Source organism: Pseudotabrizicola alkalilacus (assembly GCF_003443995.1).
Lineage (GTDB): Bacteria > Pseudomonadota > Alphaproteobacteria > Rhodobacterales > Rhodobacteraceae > Pseudotabrizicola > Pseudotabrizicola alkalilacus.
The window spans coordinates 38,473-56,850 of the sequence record NZ_QWEY01000017.1; the positions used below are offsets into that span (position 1 = coordinate 38,473).

General features: G+C 64.1%; 18 protein-coding genes and 1 tRNA gene. 17 read left to right on the forward strand and 2 right to left on the reverse strand.

Features of this window, described 5'->3' with window-relative positions:
- Positions 1 to 13 precede the first annotated feature (13 nt).
- Both hrpB and rpmB read left to right on the forward strand, forming a co-directional pair.
- Positions 14 to 2,437 (forward strand): ATP-dependent helicase HrpB, encoded by a 2,424-nt coding sequence (gene hrpB, locus D1012_RS20495; protein WP_435530938.1) that lies wholly within the window; start codon positions 14 to 16, stop codon positions 2,435 to 2,437.
- A gap of 356 nt (positions 2,438 to 2,793) precedes the next feature.
- The gene (gene rpmB / locus D1012_RS20500) at positions 2,794 to 3,081 is read left to right on the forward strand and encodes a 50S ribosomal protein L28 (RefSeq protein WP_118155992.1); all 288 of its coding nucleotides are present in this window, start codon (positions 2,794 to 2,796) and stop codon (positions 3,079 to 3,081) included.
- A 254-nt stretch (positions 3,082 to 3,335) separates the two neighbouring features.
- Here rpmB and D1012_RS20505 read toward each other — a convergent pair whose 3' ends face one another.
- Positions 3,336 to 3,614, reverse strand: coding sequence for a hypothetical protein (locus D1012_RS20505; protein WP_233517221.1), 279 nt, complete (start codon positions 3,612 to 3,614; stop codon positions 3,336 to 3,338).
- On the opposite strand from D1012_RS20505, the gene D1012_RS22890 reads away from it, so the two are divergent.
- Positions 3,613 to 3,858, forward strand: coding sequence for a hypothetical protein (locus D1012_RS22890; RefSeq protein ID WP_199489590.1), 246 nt, complete (start codon positions 3,613 to 3,615; stop codon positions 3,856 to 3,858). The two genes, D1012_RS20505 and D1012_RS22890, sit on opposite strands and share 2 nt — an antisense overlap.
- Positions 3,859 to 4,003: 145 nt before the next feature.
- The gene (gene lepA, locus D1012_RS20510; protein ID WP_199489587.1) at positions 4,004 to 5,803 is read left to right on the forward strand and encodes a translation elongation factor 4; all 1,800 of its coding nucleotides are present in this window, start codon (positions 4,004 to 4,006) and stop codon (positions 5,801 to 5,803) included.
- Positions 5,804 to 5,933: 130 nt separating this feature from the next.
- Here the strand turns inward: lepA and D1012_RS20515 are convergent, their stop codons facing one another.
- Positions 5,934 to 6,071, reverse strand: a complete 138-nt coding sequence (locus tag D1012_RS20515) for an entericidin EcnA/B family protein (protein ID WP_118155994.1) — start codon at positions 6,069 to 6,071, stop codon at positions 5,934 to 5,936.
- A gap of 118 nt (positions 6,072 to 6,189) precedes the next feature.
- On the opposite strand from D1012_RS20515, the gene D1012_RS20520 reads away from it, so the two are divergent.
- From D1012_RS20520 to D1012_RS20580, 13 genes are all read left to right on the forward strand, one after another.
- On the forward strand, positions 6,190 to 6,495 hold the full coding sequence (locus D1012_RS20520; protein ID WP_147335760.1) for a hypothetical protein: 306 nt from the start codon (positions 6,190 to 6,192) through the stop codon (positions 6,493 to 6,495).
- Positions 6,496 to 6,549: 54 nt separating this feature from the next.
- Positions 6,550 to 7,809 carry a glycerate kinase type-2 family protein gene (locus D1012_RS20525; RefSeq protein WP_118155996.1) on the forward strand — a complete coding sequence of 420 codons (1,260 nt, stop codon included), beginning with the start codon at positions 6,550 to 6,552 and terminating at the stop codon, positions 7,807 to 7,809.
- Between the two features lie 52 nt (positions 7,810 to 7,861).
- On the forward strand, positions 7,862 to 8,899 hold the full coding sequence (locus D1012_RS20530) for a LacI family DNA-binding transcriptional regulator (RefSeq protein ID WP_118155997.1): 1,038 nt from the start codon (positions 7,862 to 7,864) through the stop codon (positions 8,897 to 8,899).
- Between the two features lie 163 nt (positions 8,900 to 9,062).
- Positions 9,063 to 10,394 carry an ABC transporter substrate-binding protein gene (locus D1012_RS20535; RefSeq protein ID WP_118155998.1) on the forward strand — a complete coding sequence of 444 codons (1,332 nt, stop codon included), beginning with the start codon at positions 9,063 to 9,065 and terminating at the stop codon, positions 10,392 to 10,394.
- Between the two features lie 68 nt (positions 10,395 to 10,462).
- Positions 10,463 to 11,410, forward strand: coding sequence for a carbohydrate ABC transporter permease (locus tag D1012_RS20540; RefSeq protein ID WP_118155999.1), 948 nt, complete (start codon positions 10,463 to 10,465; stop codon positions 11,408 to 11,410).
- Positions 11,411 to 11,603: 193 nt separating this feature from the next.
- Positions 11,604 to 12,545, forward strand: a complete 942-nt coding sequence (locus D1012_RS20545) for a carbohydrate ABC transporter permease (RefSeq protein WP_118156000.1) — start codon at positions 11,604 to 11,606, stop codon at positions 12,543 to 12,545.
- A 106-nt stretch (positions 12,546 to 12,651) separates the two neighbouring features.
- Positions 12,652 to 12,840 (forward strand): hypothetical protein, encoded by a 189-nt coding sequence (locus tag D1012_RS20550; protein WP_118156001.1) that lies wholly within the window; start codon positions 12,652 to 12,654, stop codon positions 12,838 to 12,840.
- A 6-nt stretch (positions 12,841 to 12,846) separates the two neighbouring features.
- Positions 12,847 to 13,944: an ABC transporter ATP-binding protein gene (locus tag D1012_RS20555; RefSeq protein WP_118156002.1), complete on the forward strand. Its 1,098-nt coding sequence runs from the start codon at positions 12,847 to 12,849 to the stop codon at positions 13,942 to 13,944.
- Positions 13,937 to 14,932: an ABC transporter ATP-binding protein gene (locus D1012_RS20560; protein ID WP_118156003.1), complete on the forward strand. Its 996-nt coding sequence runs from the start codon at positions 13,937 to 13,939 to the stop codon at positions 14,930 to 14,932. The genes D1012_RS20555 and D1012_RS20560 overlap by 8 nt, the downstream gene beginning before the upstream one ends.
- An 11-nt stretch (positions 14,933 to 14,943) precedes the next feature.
- The gene (locus tag D1012_RS20565; RefSeq protein WP_118156004.1) at positions 14,944 to 16,569 is read left to right on the forward strand and encodes a dihydroxyacetone kinase subunit DhaK; all 1,626 of its coding nucleotides are present in this window, start codon (positions 14,944 to 14,946) and stop codon (positions 16,567 to 16,569) included.
- Positions 16,570 to 16,727: 158 nt separating this feature from the next.
- Complete coding sequence (locus D1012_RS20570; protein ID WP_233517223.1) at positions 16,728 to 17,138, forward strand: GNAT family N-acetyltransferase; 411 nt, start codon at positions 16,728 to 16,730, stop codon at positions 17,136 to 17,138.
- A 30-nt stretch (positions 17,139 to 17,168) separates the two neighbouring features.
- Positions 17,169 to 17,245: transfer RNA gene (locus tag D1012_RS20575), tRNA-Arg, on the forward strand.
- 365 nt (positions 17,246 to 17,610) lie between these two features.
- Complete coding sequence (locus D1012_RS20580) at positions 17,611 to 18,012, forward strand: hypothetical protein (protein WP_118156006.1); 402 nt, start codon at positions 17,611 to 17,613, stop codon at positions 18,010 to 18,012.
- Positions 18,013 to 18,378: the final 366 nt, after the last annotated feature.

Genomic DNA, 18,378 nt, shown 5'->3' on the forward strand with positions numbered 1-18,378 from the left:
CCGGCTCATGTCCGTGCCCCTTTCCTTCCCTGATCCTCTCCCGATTGACGAGGTGATCCCCGCCCTGCAAGCCGCAATGACGGCGCAGGGGATGGCCGTGCTGCAAGCGCCCCCCGGTGCGGGCAAGACCACGCGGGTGCCGCTGGCGCTGCTGGGGCAGGTGACGGGGCGCATCCTGATGCTGGAGCCGCGCCGCCTTGCCACCCGCGCCGCCGCCGCGCGCATGGCCGACACACTGGGCGAGCCGCTGGGCCAGACCGTCGGCTATCGCATCCGGGGCGAGGCAAAGACCAGTGCCGCCACAAGGATCGAAGTGGTGACCGAAGGCATCCTGACCCGGATGATCCAGTCTGATGCCGAATTGCCCGGCATTGGCCTGATCATCTTTGACGAATTTCACGAACGGTCCTTGCAGGCCGATCTGGGCCTTGCGCTGGCGCTGGAGATCCGGGGGGCGTTGCGGCCTGATCTGCAGCTTCTGGTGATGTCTGCTACCCTGGATGCCGCCCCGGTGGCGGCGTTGATCGGCGATGCGCCGCTGATTACCTCCGAAGGGCGCGCGTTCCCGGTCGAAACCCGCTGGCTGCCGCGCCCGCCCGATGCCTCGCTGCGGCATGAGGCGGCGGTGGCAGGGCTGATCCGGCAAGCGCTTGACGAGGTGCCCGAGGGCGATGTGCTGGTGTTCCTGCCCGGCGAGGGGGAGATCCGCCGGGTCGAGGCTCAGATGCAGGGCACGCCGGGCCTGACCATCCGCCCGTTGTTCGGGGCGATGGAGTTTGCGGCGCAACAGGCCGCCCTTGCCCCCGCGACTGGGCGCAAGCTGGTACTGGCGACGTCGATCGCCGAAACCTCGCTGACCATTCCGGGGGTGCGGGTGGTGGTCGATGGCGGCCGGTCGCGGCGCGCGCGCTTTGACGCAGGCTCCGGCATGTCGCGGCTGGTGACCGAACGAGTGACAAAGGCCGAGGCCGAGCAGCGGCGCGGCAGGGCCGGGCGCGTGGCGCCCGGCGTCTGTTACCGGCTGTGGACGCGCGGCGAAGAGGGCGGCATGGCCGCCTTTCCCCCCGCCGAGATCGAAGCCGCCGACCTGACCCCGCTGGCACTGGAGCTGGCGCTGTGGGGGGCGGTGGATCTGCCGTTCCTGACCCCGCCGCATCCCGGCGTGCTGGGCGAGGCGCAGGCGCTGCTGCACGGTCTGGGCGCGTTGGACGCAAAGGGCGGCATCACCGCCCATGGCCGCGCCCTTGCGGCGCTGCCGCTGCACCCGAGGCTGGCGCATATGCTGGTGATCGCCGGGCCAAAGGCGGCCCCGCTGGCGGCACTGCTGGCGGAGCGTGACCCGTTGCGCGGGGCAGGGGCGGACCTGCTGGCGCGGCTGAAAGCCATCGACAAACCGCCCGAGGGCGCGCACCGCTCGACCATCGAGCGGATCCGGGTGGAGGCGCGCCGTCTGGCGCGGATGGTGCCTGTCGCGCAGAGGCCGGACCTGTCGCCGGCGCAGATGGCGGCGCTTGCCTATCCTGACCGCATCGGATTGCGCCGCACGGGCGACGCGCCGCGTTGGGTGCTGTCAGGCGGCAAAGGGGCGGCGATGGCGGCGGGCCAGCCGCTGTCGGGCGCGCGGCTGATCGTGGCCACCGATCTGGACGGTGACCCGCGCGAGGCACAGGTGCGACAGGCGGTGACGATCACCGAGGCCGAGCTGCGCGCGCTGTACGCCGGGCAGATCGCCTGGGTGGAGGTCTGTGAATGGTCGCGCCGCGACGGCAAGGTGCTGGCCCGAAAGCAGGAACGCTTTGGCGCGCTGGTGCTGGCCGAGCGCATCTGGCCCGACGCCCCGGCCGAGGCCATGGCGCGCGCCGCCCTTGACGGGATGCGCCAGATTGGCCTGCCGTGGACCGCTGCTGCCCGCCGGTTGCGCGCCCGTCTGCGGCTGGCGCGCGGCGACGACTGGCCGGAGCTGGACGACGCCACCTTGCTCGACACCGCCGAAGACTGGCTGCTGCCGCATCTTGCGGCCAAGCGCAGCGAGACCGAGTTGCGGGCACTGGACCTGACCGAGCCGCTGAAAGCCCTGATCGGCTGGGATCGCATGGCCCAGACCGACGCGCAGGTGCCGGGCAGCTTTGAGACCCCGCTCGGGCGCAAGGTACCCATTGATTATGACGGTGACCATCCGTCGATCGAGGTCCGTCTGCAGGAGTTGTTCGGCGTCACCCGCCACCCCACCGTCGGCGCGGCCCGGCTGCCGTTGCGCATCACGCTTTTGTCGCCGGGCCAACGTCCGGTGCAGGTCACGCTGGACCTGCCCGGTTTCTGGGCCAACAGCTACGCCGATGTGCGCAAGGACATGCGCGGCCAATACCCGCGCCATCCCTGGCCCGAAGACCCGACCGCCGCCGACCCGACTTTGCGTGCCAAACCGCGCGGGACGTGAAGAAAATGGAGGGCGCTGTCGCGCGCAAGCTTTTCGTCTCGGCTCTGGCCTGCGGCCAACCGCCTCGGGTCTGCGCTCCGCGCGGGGAGTATTTGGGAAAGCTGCAAAGGCAAAGCCCTAGTCTTGTGATGTGCTGCTTTCCCAAATACTCAGGGTATGCCGCTGGCTCATGCCATCCGTTCAAAAAATCGGTGGCATGGGGGCAGCGCGCCAATTCTTGGGGCGGCCGGGTGAATCGCTTGACGAGGGGGGCAATCGCGCGTAAACGCAGCCATCGAATTCGAGGTCGCGCCTGCGCGGGCCTTGTTGGTTTTGCACCTTACGCCCTGCTGGCGTTGACTTGAAGGATTACGACGATGTCGCGCGTCTGCGAACTCTCGGGCAAGGGCCCGATGACCGGTAACACCATCAGCCACGCGAACAACAAGTCGCGTCGCCGTTTCTTGCCGAACCTGAACGAAGTCACCCTGATTTCGGACATTCTGGGCCAGTCGTTCAAGCTGCGGATTTCTGCCGCTGCGCTGCGCACGGTCGACCATCGCGGTGGTCTGGATGCGTTTCTGGCCAAGGCCAAGGATGACGAGCTGTCCGGTGCAGCACTGAAGATCAAGAAAGACATCGCCAAGGCTCAGGCAGCCGCCTGATCTTTCCTGTCGCGACACAGACGCCCGCCCGCAGAGATGCGCGGCGGGTTTTTGTGTTTGGGTCAGGATTGAGTATTTTTGCCAGTATGAACGGACGGCCGCAGTCTTGCGGTGGGCAGAGCATCCATGGCCATCGCGCGCTCTGTCGCAGTGCGTCAGGCACAAGCGTTGACGGGCGCGCCACGCGCGATCAGGTGGAAGAGGAGAGGGGTGGCGACCCAGGCTGCAGGTCGCTGCCGATGGGGCTGCGTGGGTCAGCGCGCGCAGTAAGCCTCGGCCTGTTCACCAAAGGCCTTGTACCGACGCCAGAAGTCATTGTCGTTGTCGGTTTTTGACATCCGGACTTTTTGCGCGCGGTCGGGGTCTTTGAAGAAGGCTGCCGCCTTGCGCTGATCGCCCCCGCGCAGGGTCATGTCGGCGACCTGTTGCACACAGGCGCAGACCGGGCGGGTGGCGGCCTTGCGGTCAGAGCTCAGACAGGCGCGCTCGATCGGCCCGGCCAGTACGGCTGTGGTGGAAAGGGAGAGAAGCATGGCAGCGCAGGCTGCCAGAACAACAGGTTTCATCATCATTATCTGCCTCATTGCCGGGGACGGGGAACCCCACCGCCACAGGTCGTTTTCTGTCAGCATCATGACGATTCGTCCGGCATTTTTCAATGCCGCAACGCGGCTCGGCGGTGGATTGCCAAAAGCGGCCAGCCCTAGGGTTCCGGCCCGTCTGCGCCACAAGATCAAGCGGCTCGGCGTGCTGGGGGGGCCTGAGTCTGGCCCGTGATGGTCAGGGTGTCTGGCCCGCGCCACCCCGCGGATGGCGGGAATCAGGTGCGCGGAACCGACTCATGCTGCCCATTGTGCCGTCACCGGCCCACAAACGCTGCATCCCCCTTCCCGGCCCCATATTTCCAAGCTATATGCCGCGCATGACCCAGCTTGACCTCATCCGCAATTTCTCGATCGTGGCCCATATCGACCACGGAAAATCCACCCTCGCCGACCGGCTCATTCAATTGACCGGTACGGTGGCTGCGCGCGACATGAAGGCGCAGATGCTGGACAGTATGGATATCGAGCGCGAGCGCGGGATCACGATCAAGGCCAACACGGTGCGGATCGAGTATCCGGCCAAGGATGGCAAGACCTATATCCTGAACCTGATCGACACCCCCGGCCATGTCGACTTTGCCTATGAGGTCAGCCGCTCGATGCGGGCGGTCGAGGGGTCGCTGCTGGTTGTTGACGCCTCGCAGGGGGTTGAGGCACAGACGCTGGCCAACGTCTATCAGGCGCTGGATGCCGGGCATGAGATCGTGCCGGTGCTGAACAAGATCGACCTGCCTGCCGCAGAGCCCGAACGGGTCAAGGCGCAGATCGAGGATGTGATCGGGCTGGATGCGTCGAACGCGATCAACATCTCCGCCAAATCGGGTCTCGGCATTCCCGATGTTCTGGAGGCGATTGTCACCCGTCTGCCCGCACCCAAGGGCGACCGCGATGCGCCCTTGAAGGCGATGCTGGTGGATTCGTGGTACGACAGCTACTTGGGTGTGGTGGTCATGATCCGCGTTATCGACGGTGTGATCCGCAAGGGTGACCGCATCAAGATGATGCAGACCAATGCCGTTTACGGCGTCGACAAGCTGGCGGTGCTGAAGCCGCAGATGGTGGATATCGACGAGCTGGGGCCGGGCGAGATCGGCATCTGGACCGGGTCGATCAAGCAGGTGCGCGACACCCGCGTCGGCGACACCATCACGTCGGAGAAAAAGGGCTGCGAGACGCCGCTGCCGGGCTTCAAACCCGCGCAGCCCGTGGTGTTCTGTGGCCTCTTCCCGGTCGATGCCGCCGATTTCGAAGACCTGCGCGATGCGATTGAAAAGCTGCAGCTGAATGACGCCTCGTTCAGTTCCGAGATGGAAACCTCGGCCGCGCTTGGCTTTGGCTTTCGCTGCGGCTTCCTTGGCCTGCTGCACCTTGAAGTGATCCGCGACCGGCTTGAGCGCGAATATGACCTCGACCTGATCACCACCGCGCCAAGCGTGGTGTTCAAGCTGCACATGAAGGATGGTGAGGTGCGCGATCTGCACAACCCCGCCGACATGCCCGACCTGACCTATATCGACCACATCACCGAGCCGCGCATCAAGGCCACCATCATGGTGCCCGATGACTACCTTGGCGATATCCTGAAGCTGTGCCAGGACCGGCGCGGCATTCAGCTGGACCTGTCCTATGCCGGCAGCCGCGCCATGGTGGTCTATGACCTGCCGCTGGCCGAGGTGGTGTTCGACTTTTACGACCGGCTGAAATCGGTGACCAAGGGCTATGCCAGCTTTGACTATGTGATCAGCGAATATCGTGAAGATTTTCTGGTCAAGATGTCGATTCTGGTGAACGAGGAACCCGTCGATGCGCTGTCGATGATGGTCCACCGCGACCGCGCCGAAGCGCGGGGCCGGGCGATGGTGGAAAAGCTCAAAGAGCTGATCCCCCGGCACATGTTCAAGATCCCGATTCAGGCGGCGATTGGCGCGCGGGTGATCGCGCGTGAGACATTGTCTGCGATGCGCAAGGACGTGACGGCGAAATGCTACGGCGGCGACGCGACCCGGAAGCGCAAGTTGCTGGATAAGCAAAAGGCCGGGAAGAAGCGGATGCGTCAGTTCGGCAAGGTGGAGATCCCGCAGGAGGCGTTTATTTCGGCGCTGAAGATGGATGGGTGAGGGGAACTAATCTTTGTAGTTGAGCAATCGCTCAATTCGAAGATGAGTTTTCATGGCCCTGCCTTGGCGGCCATGCCAAACAAAAAGGCGCAGCCGCAGCTCCGCCTTTACCATAGGCTTTTATATTCACTCAGTTCGCGGCTTGACGCGCCTCTTGCGTGATCGTGGCGCCGGCGACTTGCAGGTCGCGGCCGGCTCCGGCGACGGTGCCGCAGGCGGTGAGGGTGAAGGCGGCGAGCAGGGACAGCAGGGTCAGGCGGCTTTTCATCGGGGTTCCTCTCGGTGATTTCAGGATCAAACGCGCGGGGGCGGTTCTGGTTCCTTTTTGCAGACGGGCTTTTGCAATTTTAACCTGACGTTAACGATCTGCGCGCCAGTGTGGGCGCATGCGTATGCTTGTCCTTCTTTTGTTGCTTGCGGCCTGCGGGGCCCAGCCCGCGCCGCAGTTCTTTGGGGCGGAGCGTAGCGATGTGACGCGCGACGGGCGCAGCTATACGGTGTTTCAGAAGGGGGAGGCGGTGGAGGTGATCCGTCTGGGCTATGCGCGGCGCGGCGAACATCAGGGCATCCGCCCCACCATGATCGCGCTGATCCCTGAGGTGACGGGGTGTACGCTGGTGGAGTCCAGTCTGGTGGGCGATAGTGGCGAGATGCGGGGGCGATTGCGATGTCCGGACACAGCAAAGCATTGATCGCGCAGCGTGGCCCGCCCTATACAGACGGGCACGCTGACCCGAGGATGCCCGATGATCACCGACCCGCCTGCCTTTTTGCGCCGCCTGTTCGACCGCGCGGTCGAGGTGGCCGACCCGATGCGCAGTCTTGCGCAACATCTGCCGCCACGCCCGGCGGGGCGGGTGGTGGTGGTGGGCGCGGGCAAGGCCAGTGCGCGGATGGCCGAAGCGGTCGAGGCGGCCTGGGGGCCGTGTGACGGGCTGGTGCTGACCCGCTATGGCTACGGGCGCCCCTGTCAGCGGATCGAGATTGTCGAGGCCGCACACCCGGTGCCCGATGCCGCCGGGCAGGCGGCGACGGCGCGGATGCTGGAGCTGCTGGAAGGACTCGGGGAGGGTGATTTCGTGCTGTCGCTGATCTCGGGCGGGGCGTCGGCGCTGCTGGTGGCGTCGAGCGATGGCGTGACGCTGGCCGAAAAGCAGGCTGTGAACGCGGCGTTGCTGGCCTCTGGCGCGCCGATTGACCGGATGAACACGGTCCGCAAACATCTGAGCCGGGTCAAGGGCGGGCAACTGGCCGCTGCCGCCTATCCGGCGCAGATGCTGACGCTGATGATTTCCGACGTGCCGGGGGATGATCCGGCTTTCATCGGCTCTGGCCCGACGGTGGGCGATGCGTCAACGCCTGCCGATGCCATGGCCATTCTTGACCAGTGGCAGATCGCGGTGCCGGAATCGGTGCAGACGGCGCTGAAAAACGGCTCCAGCGTGGTGCCGCCGGGTGATCCGCGCCTGTCGCGGGTGACCAACCGGATCTATGCCGCGCCGGTCCAGTCGCTGAACGCTGCCGCCGCGATTGCGGCGGAGGCGGGCTGCGAGGTGCGGCTGCTGGGTGACGCGGTGGAAGGCGAGGCGCGCGAGGTTGCCGCCGCGCAGGCGCAGGAGGCGCTGCGGATCAAGGCCGCCTTGCGCCCCGGCGATGCGCCTGTGTTGCTGCTGTCGGGGGGAGAGTTGACCGTCACCCGGCGCGGGGATGGTGTCGGCGGGCCGAATGCCGAATATGCACTGGCGCTGGCCATCGCGCTGGACGAGGCTCCGGGCATCCATGCCATTGCCTGCGATACCGATGGCGTGGACGGCGCGGCAGAGGTGGCGGGCGCGCTGATCTCGCCCGACACCCTCGCGCGTGCCAAGGCCGCCGCGCTGGACCCCGCAGCCGCCCTGACCCGCAACGACGCACACAGCTTTTTTGCCGCAATCGGGGGGCAGGTGGTGACCGGCCCGACGCTGACCAACGTCAACGACTTTCGCGTCATTCTGATCGCGCCTTAGTCTCGATCAAGCCTGATTGACGCCCCTCAGATTTTGGGGCTAAGCCTGAATTATGGGCAGGCCAACCGTCACAGACATAGCGCGCGAAGCCGGGGTCAGCCTTGCCACGGTTGACCGCGTGCTGAATGCGCGCCCCGGTGTGCGCGACAAAACCATCGCGGCGGTCAATGAAGCGGTGGCGCGGCTGGGCTACGTGCGCGACATGGCGGCGGCCAATCTGGCGCGCGGGCGCATCCTTCGTGTGGCCATTCTGTTGCCCGATACCGAGAGCCAGTTCCTGCAGACGTTGCAGGATGCGCTGCAACAGGCCGCGACCCTTGCCTCTTCCGCCCGGATGCAGGTGGAGCTGTTGCGCTTTCCGGCAAAGGATATGCACAGCCTTGCCATGATGCTGGCGGATCTGGCGGCAGGCGGCATTTCGGGCGTGGCGCTGATGGCGCCGGAAACGCCGGTGGTGCGCGACGCGCTGCGGGCGCTGCACGCGGCTGGTGTGCCGGTGGTGGCAATGGTCTCTGATCTGCCGAACTCTGGTGCCACCCATTTTGTCGGCATTGACAGCCATGCTGCCGGGCGGACTGCGGGCGTGCTAATGGGGCGGTTTCTGGGCGGCAAGACGCCGCGGGTGATGGTGATTGCCCAATCCATGCTGCTGCGGGACAGTATCGAGCGGCGTCGCGGCTTTGATGCCGTCATGCAGCGCGATTTTCCCGGCATCGAGGTGGGTCAGACGCTGGAAACCCACGGCGCGACCGAAACCTTGCAGCAGGTGATGGCGGTGTCGCTTGCCGCCAGCGGGCCGGTCGGGGGGATTTACCTGTTGGGCAGCGGCCACCGGGCCTTGGCGCAGGTGCTGTCCGAACTGGGATTGCTGGGCCGGGTGGTGACCATCGGGCACGAGCTGACCCCGCACACGATTGCGGCGCTGGAGGCGGGTTGGATGGATGCGGTGATCGCGCAGAATGTCGGCCATATTGCCCGCAGCACCCTGCGCGTCTTGCAGGCAAAGGCCGATCAGCAGCCGATCAACGAATCACAAGAACGCCTGCGGCTGGAAATTATCCTGCGCGAAAACCTGCCTCCCAGCCTTTGATGCATTGGTCAAAGCGGTTTGAATTGTCGCACAAGCCCAAATGATGTGCGTACCTCAAAAATGATGGACAGGCCCGATTTCCCTGCCTATCGTCACCACAGCAATCACGATGGCGGCCGGAGGAGGGGCGTCCTTGTGCGTTTGCACTCAGGGAGGAACATCAATGAAGGCAAGACTTTTGACCGCAACCGCGGTCGGCGCTGTGTTGTCCGTCGCCGTGCTGACTGCCAACGTCGCCTCGGCCCAATCTAATGAACTGACCTTGTGCTGGGCGGCCTGGGATCCGGCCAACGCGCTTGTCGAACTGTCCAAGGATTTCGAGGCACAGTCCGGCATCAAAATGAAATTCGAATTCGTGCCATGGCCCAATTTTGCCGACCGGATGCTGAACGAATTGAACTCCGGCGGCCAGCTGTGCGACCTGCTGATCGGTGACAGCCAGTGGATCGGCGGCGGCGCAGAAAACGGCCATTACATCAAGCTGAATGATTTCTTTGCGGCCGAGTCGATCAGCATGGACGATTTCGCCCCGGCCACCGTTTACGCCTATTCGACCTGGCCCAAGGGCGAGCCGAACTATTACGCTCTGCCCGCCATGGGCGACGCCAATGGCTGGTTCTACCGCAAGGACTGGTTCGAGCGTGAAGACATCAAGGCCGCATACAAGGAAGCCACCGGCCAGGATCTTCGGGAACCCGAAAGCCAGAAAGAGCTGCTGCAGATCGCGCAATTCTTCCAGGGCCGCGAGATTGATGGCCAGACCGTCTATGGCGCGTCAATCTTTACCGAGCGCGGGTCGGAAGGCATCACCATGGGCGCCACCGGCGCGCTCTATGCCTGGGGCTTCAAGTATGAGAACACCCCCGGTGCCTATGACATGGAGGGCGCGGTAAACTCTCCGGCTGCGGTGGAGGCGTTGGAGTTCTACAAGGAGCTCTACAAGACCGCGACGCCCCCCGGCTATGACAACGCTTATATGGAACAGTCGCTGGATGCGTTCAAATCCGGTCAGGTGGCGATGGCGATGAACTGGTTCGCCTTCTTCCCCGGCCTGGCTGCCGATCCGACCGTGGGTGGCGACAAGATCGACTTTTTCGTGAACCCGGCCCAGAACCAGCCCGCCTCGACCCTTGGCGGACAGGGGATTTCGGTGGTCAGCTATTCCGACAATGTCGATGGCGCGCTGCAATACATCAAATGGTTCGCCCAGCCCGATGTGCAGCAGAAATGGTGGTCGATGGGCGGCTATTCCTGCCATGTCGCGGTGCTGAACGACCCCGGCTTCAAGGACAGCGCGCCCTTTGCCGCGGACTTCCTGGCGGCGATGGATAACGTCTATGACTTCTGGCAGGAACCGGCCTATGCGTCCTTGCTGCTGGCGATGCAGGACCGGTTGCACAATTATGTGGTGGCCGATCAGGGCACCGCACAAGAGGCACTGGACGGTCTGATCGCCGACTGGACCGAAGTGTTCGAAGACGAAGGCAAGCTGTAAGCCGCCTTTGCGGGTGCGCCGGGTCCATCGGCGCACCCACCCCCTCATGTCCTTGCAGGACCGTTCCTATGACAGATACGCCGATCGACCGAATGACACGCGCCACGCCGCGCTCTGTCGCCCGCCGTGTGCGCGGATTGTCGGACCGCGCCATCGCCTGGCTGTTCGTGGCGCCCACCATCTTTTTGTTGCTGGCGATCAACATCTTTCCGCTGATCTGGACCGTGCGGCTGTCGTTCACCAATTTCGCCGCCAACCGGCCGGGGCGCGAGGTGGAATGGGTCGGCCTGCGCAATTATGAACGTATCCTGACCAGTGACGGCATCTGGTCGAACATGCAGACCACGGCGCATTTCCTGATCTGGACCATCACGTTGCAAGTGGTGATCGGCTTTACCCTGGCCTGGCTGATCAACCGCAAGTTCAAGGGCAACGACCTGTTGACCACGCTGATCGTGCTGCCGATGATGCTGTCACCTGCGGTGGTCGGCAATTTCTGGACCTTTCTCTATCAACCGCAGATCGGGCTGTTCAATTATATGGTCGAACTGCTGACCGGCACGCCTGCCAGCTCGTTTTCGATGCTGGGCGCGGGGGGGCTGGCGAAATGGTCGATCATCATCGTTGACACCTGGATGTGGACGCCGTTTGTCATGCTGATCTGCCTCGCCGGCCTGCGCTCGATCCCCGATTACATCTATGAGGCGGCAGAGGTGGACCGCGCCAGCAAATGGCGGCAGTTCTGGACCATCACCGTGCCGATGGTGCTGCCGTTCCTGATGCTGGCGGTGCTGTTCCGGGGCATCGAGAATTTCAAGATGTTCGACATGGTGGTGCTGCTGACCGGCGGCGGGCCGGGCAATGAGACGTTGCTCGCCAGTATCGACCTCAAGCGCGAGGCGTTCGAGAAATGGCGTACGGGCTATTCCAGCGCTTATGCCATCATCCTGTTTGTCACCGTCTTTGGCCTTGCTTCCATCTATGTCAAAGCCCTGAACAAAGTGAAGGAGCGGTGATGAGACCCGCGCCACCCCCCGTGCCAACCGCCCCCCACCCCATCCCTCCCCACAAGGGGGAGGGGGCCGCGCAGGGCCAGCGCTGCACTGATCCGTCAAAGACCAGCGCCTGCAGCAAACGCCTCCCTCCCCCCTTGTGGGGGAGGGCCGGGGTGGGGGGGCTGCACTCCGCCAGCAGAACCGGGGGCCGCATATGAGCGCCTATTCCGTTACCGAACCCTCGCGCGCGTCAAAATCCATCGCCGCTGTGCTGGTCGTGGTCTATGCCATCATCACCCTGCTTCCGCTGTTGTGGATCATCTCCACCGGCTTCAAATCCGGGCCCGACAGCATCAGCTACCCGCCACGCGTGCTGTTCGAGCCGAGCCTGGAGGGTTACGTGAACCTGTTCACAACCCGCACCCGGATCGGGGCCGAGCAGTTCGCGGCCCTGCCGCCGCCGGAGACCTGGTATGACAAGATTGTGCGCCAGAGCGGCACCGTGATTGCCGGGCAGTCGCGGTTTGGCGAGCGCTTCATGAATTCGGTGATCATCGGCTTTGGCTCCACCGCGCTGTCGATCTTTCTGGGCACCCTGGCGGCTTATGCGTTTTCGCGCTTCAAGGTGCCGCTCAAGGATGATCTGTTGTTCTTCATCCTGTCGACCCGGATGATGCCGCCGATCGCCGTCGCCATCCCGATTTACCTGATGTACCGCGAGCTTGGCCTGTCGGACACGCATCTGGGCATGATCCTGCTTTATACGGCGGTGAACATCAGCCTCGCGGTCTGGCTGCTGAAGGGGTTCATCGACGAGATCCCGCGCGAATATGAAGAGGCGGCGCTGATTGACGGCTACACCCGGTTTCAGGCCTTTCGCAAGGTGGTGCTGCCGCAGGCGGCGACCGGCATCGCCAGCACCGCGATCTTTTGCCTGATCTTTGCCTGGAACGAATACGCCTTTGCGGTGCTGCTGACCTCGGGCAATGCCCAGACCGCGCCGCCGTTCATCCCGACCATCATCGGTGTCGGCGGGCAGGACTGGCCCGCTGTGGCGGCTGGCGCCACGCTGTTCCTGTTGCCGGTGATGATCTTTACCATCCTGTTGCGCAAGCATCTCTTGCGCGGGATCACCTTTGGCGCGGTGCGCAAATGAGCGCGCATGGCATTTTCTGTCGGAAAATATCCCCGCCGGAGGCTCCTGCCGCCTGCCGGGGGAGCCTCCGGCGGGGATATTTAGAGACAGAAAATGAGGCAGCGGTATGAGCAGTTTTGTAGCCGGACTTCTGCAGTTCCGGCGCGGGCCGTGGGAGAACCTCTCGACGGTTCTGATCGCGCTGGGGGTGGTGATGCTGATGCAGCCGTTCTTTCTGTGGGCGTTTACCTACAGCTTTATCGTGACCCTTGTTGGCACGGTGATGTTCATCATCACCAGCCATTTCCCGGAGTAGTGCGCTTTGGCTGAAATCGTGATCCGCAATCTGCGCAAGGAGTTCGGGGCATTTACCGCCGTGCAGGGCTCGTCTTTCACCGTGCGCGACGGCGAGTTTTTCATGCTGCTGGGGCCGTCTGGCTGCGGCAAGACCACAACGCTGCGGATGATCGCCGGGCTGGAGCTGCCGACCAGCGGCGAGATCCTGATGGATGGCGAGGATGTGTCGCAGCGCCCGGCGTCCCAGCGGGACATTGCCATGGTGTTCCAGATGTTCGCGCTGTACCCGCACATGAACGTGCGCCGCAACATCAGCTATCCGCTGGTGAGCCAGGGGGTGCCGCGGGCGCAGGTGCAGGCCAAGGTGGCGGAGGTGGCGCGGATCTTGGGCATCACCGATATTCTCGACAAGCCGGTGGGCGGGCTGTCGGGCGGCGACCGGCAGCGGGTGGCGCTGGGACGCGCCATTGTGCGCAATCCCAAGGCGTTCATGATGGATGAGCCGCTGGGGGCTCTGGATGCCGAGTTCCGCGAGCATATGGCGGAAGAGCTGCGCGCCCTGCATGACCGGATGGGGGCGACCACGGTCTATGTTACCCACGATCAGCTGGAGGCGATGCAGATGGGCGACAAGATCGTGGTGATGAACCATGGCGTGGTCGAGCAGTTTGGCACCCCGCAAGAGATTTACGACCATCCCGCCACGCTGTTTGTCGCCGATTTCATCGGCAGCCCGTCGATGAATTTCCTGCGGTTTCGGGGTGCGGTGCAGGGGGGCGATGCCTCGGTGCAGCTTGGCGGGGTGACGATTGCCACGCCCGAACTGCAGCAAGAGGCCAGCCCGCGCGATCTGGTGCTGGGGGTGCGACCGGAGCATGTGGTGCTGAGCGACGCTGCCGCCTATCGCGGGCGCATTCTGGCCAGCGAATATCTGGGCACGTCGCAGATCATCACGCTGGACTGCGCACATGGCATGGTCAAGGCGCGCGCGCCGTCGGGTCAGGCGGTGCGCACCGGTGACACGGTGGGGCTGTCGTTCCGCGCCAGCACGTTGGCGCTGTTTGATGCAGGCTCGGGTCAGGCGTTCCGCACGGCGGCCAATGCGGGGGTGTTTCATGGCTGAGGTCAGTCTGTCCCATGTGTCCAAGGGCTTTGGCGCGACGCAGGCGCTGCTGGATGTCACGCTTACCATTCCCGACGGGGCGTTCGTGGTGCTGCTTGGCCCCACCGGCGCGGGCAAGACCACCACGCTGCGGCTGATTGCCGGGCTGGAGCGGCCCGACGGCGGTGACATCGTGATCGACGGTGAGTCGGTTGTGAACGACACCCCGGCGCAGCGCGATGTGGCGATGGTGTTCCAGCAATACTCGCTTTATCCGCATCTGTCGGTGCGCGACAATCTGGCGTTTCCGCTGCGCAGCCCGGTGATCAACATGCCCGAGCCTGAGATCACCCGGCGGGTGCAGGCGGTGGCAGAGGCGTTGCGCATCGGCCACAAGCTTGACAACAAGGCCACCGCCCTGTCGGGGGGCGAGATGCAGCGGGTGTCGATCGGGCGCGCGCTGGTGCGGCAACCGCGTATCTATCTGATGGACGAGCCGCTCAGCAGCCTTGATGCCAAGCTCCGCGCCGATCTGCGGGTGGAGTTGAAACGCATTCATGCCGAGCTGGGGGCGACGTTCCTGTATGTCACCCATGACCAGATCGAGGCGATGACCATGGCCACCCATGTCGGCGTGCTGGATCAGGGCCGGCTGGTGCAGTTCGGCACCCCGCGCCAGATCTATGAAGACCCGGTCAGCAGCTATGTCGCCAGCCGACTGGGTCAGCCCCGGATTACTTTGCTGCCAGCGGGCAGCTTTGGCCATGGTGCGCCAGCAGGGGCGGTGCAGATGGGGCTGCGTCCCGAACATATCCTGATCGGCGAGGGCCAGCCCGCCACCGTGCGACGGGTGGAGCGGCTGGGGGATCAGACCCGATTGCATCTGGCCTTTGGCCCGCATGAGATTGTCACCCTTGCCGATCCCCACACGCTGCTTGGCACCGGGGATACCATCGCCATCTGCCCGCAAAACCCGCTGTGGTTTGACGCGGGCGGCAACCGAATCTGAGGAGCAACCGCATGAAACAGTTCATGAATGTCAAGGAAACCCTGATCACCGAGGCGGTTGACGGCGTGGTGCGGGCCTCGGGCGGGGCCTTGGTGCGGCTGGATGGCTACCCGCATATCAAAGTGGTGCTGCGCAGCGACTGGGACAGATCAAAGGTCGCGCTGGTCTCGGGTGGCGGCTCGGGGCATGAGCCGAGCCATGCCGGGTTTGTGGGGCAGGGGATGCTGACGGCGGCGGTGTGTGGCGATGTGTTTGCCAGCCCGTCGGTCGATGCGGTGCTGGCGGGGATTCTGGCGGTAACCGGCGCGGCGGGCTGTCTGCTGATCGTCAAGAACTACACCGGCGACCGGTTGAACTTTGGCCTTGCCGCCGAACGGGCGCGGGCGTTCGGGCTGAAGGTCGAAATGGTAATCGTTGATGACGATGTGGCGCTGCCCGATCTGCCACAGGCGCGCGGGGTGGCGGGCACGTTGTTTGTCCACAAGATTGCCGGAGCGATGGCCGAGGCTGGCGCCGATTTGGACACCATCGCCGAGGCGGCACGGGTGGTGATCCGGGGGGCGGTTTCCATCGGCATGTCGCTGGACACCTGCACCGTGCCGGGCAGCCCGAAGGAGGACCGGATCGGCGCGGGCAAAGCGGAGCTTGGGCTGGGCATTCATGGCGAGGCCGGGGCAGAGCAGGTGGCCTTTACCGGCGCGAAATCGGCGATGGCCATGGTGGTTGACCGGCTGATGCCGCATCTGGGGCACGGCGATTACGTCGCGCTTGTGAACAATCTGGGCGGCACCACGCCGCTGGAGATGAGCGTGCTGGCCGAAGAGTTGGGGCGCTCGGCACTGGCCGACCGGGTGAAATGGATCATCGGCCCGGCACCGTTGATGACCTCGCTCGACATGCACGGGTTTTCGGTGTCGCTGCTGCCGGTGACAGCGGAGCAGGAACAGGCGCTTGCCGCCCCGGTGGCCCCTGCTGCATGGCCGGGGTTGCACCGGCTGGGCCCGGTTGGCCTGCACCCGTTGCCCGACGGGCTGACCCCGATCCAGCCCGAACCCTCGGCCCATCCGCAGCGCGCGGCCTTGATCGCGCAGTGCTGCGCCGCGCTGATCGCGGCCGAGGCGGACCTGAACGCGCTGGATGCCAAATCGGGCGATGGAGACACCGGATCGACTCTTGCGGGGGCTGCGCGGGCGCTGGCGGGCGCGTTGGACCGGATGCCGCTTGCAGATACCACCCAGCTGTTCCGCGCCATCGGGACCGAGCTGAGCCAGACCATGGGCGGCTCATCCGGCGTGCTGCTGGCAATCTTTTTCACCGCAGCTGGCGATGCGTCTGCGGGTGGCCGGAACTGGATCGGCGCCCTGACTGCCGGACTGGACCGGGTGCAGCAGGTCGGCGGCGCCCATCCGGGTGACCGCACGATGATCGACGCCCTGGCTCCCGCTCTGGCGGCTTTGCCGCAAGGGGTCGTCGCCGCCGCCACAGCGGCCCGGCAGGGCGCCGATGGCACCGCCAGCATGACCCGCGCCAAGGCCGGACGATCCAGCTATTTGTCTGCCGACAAGCTGGCTGGATATAACGATCCGGGCGCTGAAGCGGTGGCGCGTTTGCTGGAAGATCTGTCGCGAATCGACTGACTGTGCCGGCTTTTCCGGGAAAGTTCAAAACTGCACCGAAGATATATTGATTGTGTTGGGGAATTCGGTCTCTGTAGGCGCGAAGCTTGAACCGAGTACCCCATATGATCCCCACAATCGCGCTGGAATCGCCGCTAGGCCCGGACCTTGCCCTGCTGATGCAGCGTCATACCGCCGAAATGCACGCCGACACCCCGCCTGAGAGCATTCATATGATGGATGCTGCCCAACTGGCGGGCCCCGGTATCTGGTTTTTCGTGATGCGCGAAGAAGGCGAGCCGATCGGCATGGGCGCGTTCAAGCGGATTGACGCGACCCATGCCGAAATCAAGTCGATGCATGTGCTGGCCGAGGTGCGGGGCAGGGGCCTGTCGCGCCGGATGCTGGAGCATCTCGTCGACGCCGCGAGGGCTGAGGGATTTACCCGCCTGTCGCTGGAAACCGGGGTGCAGCCCACCTTTGTCCCCGCGCGCGCGCTGTATTCAAATGCGGGCTTCACTGACTGCCCGCCGTTCGAAGGCTATACCGACGATCCCAATTCGGTTTTCATGACACGCAGCCTTGTCTAACGCGCCCGCTTGGCGCAAAAAGGGCGCGTCGGTCCCGTAGCTCAGCCGGATAGAGCAGCTGCCTTCTAAGCAGCGGGTCGGGGGTTCGAGTCCTCCCGGGATCGCCAAGCCCATTGTTGCCGGAACCCCGCCAGCCCAACTGCACATCTGCCGCAGGGGGCACGCGCGCCGCTTTCCAGTCAAGCCCCGATCACCCCAGATGCAAAACGACGAAACCGCCGATCTTGCGATCTGCGGTTTTCGTTGTCATTCAAAGTTTTATTTGGTGGAGCCACGCGGGCACCCCACCACATTTTCAAGCCATTGATACGCAAAGATAATCAAGTGTGGTGTGAAGTCCTGTGTCGCCCTCTTGTGTCGCACCTGCCGTCTCAGTGTGCAACTGTATTCGCCTAACTCGCACTGGATTGCCGTTGCCTCTCACGCGCTTAAGCCTATGCTGGACTGATTGGAAAAATGGTTGGGGCGATGAATGCGGAAGTGGAGCGGCTGCACACTGGCAATATGGCTTTTGCTATCACCTACCCTAGCGTCTGCTTACTGCTCTGAGACCAATGGTCGCCTGATTACCCGTTTTGAAGACGCCGTGAATGCCAGCATTGATTATCTGCTGTGCCTTCACAATGAACAGGTCACTAGTCTGAACATTCATGCCGAGGCGATTGATCGCCTGTCCGCATACACGTCCTCACTTGATAGGAAGGTGAGTGCCGGAAGTGCCACTCGTACTGATGGAAGTCCTATTGCCGGGGAGGGTGTCTCGCTGGCAATCCTACGTGATGTCGCATCGCGGTATGAGATGATAATGCAAGAGAATGCTGATCTGCGGCAGCGCATTGAGGTGATCGAAGCGAGACTGGCAGACACTGAATAGCCCGCGCTGGTCTGGCAGGAATTTCCGACAGATTTTTGTGTAGGGGGATATACGTGTACTCCCGCGCGCCAATGCCCCCGTGCCGGGTCTCCCTGTAGCGCTGGCCGAGTGTGCCTGTAGCTACGGCTAAAGCATGCGCGACGATAGCCGCTGGAGTAAGAGCAGGGGCATCAAGCCTTGAGGTGCAGTAGCGTCTGCAAGGGGCGGACATGGCGCAACGCGGACATGCAGACCATCAGCCAAGCGCCAGCGCCATGGGCAGGATTGATGCGGTGCCATTTGAGTATGCCTCAAGAGGACCAGCTAGAGGCCGGTCTGATAAGTTCCTATTGACAACCCATATCGAACCGATCATAAGCGAACCAT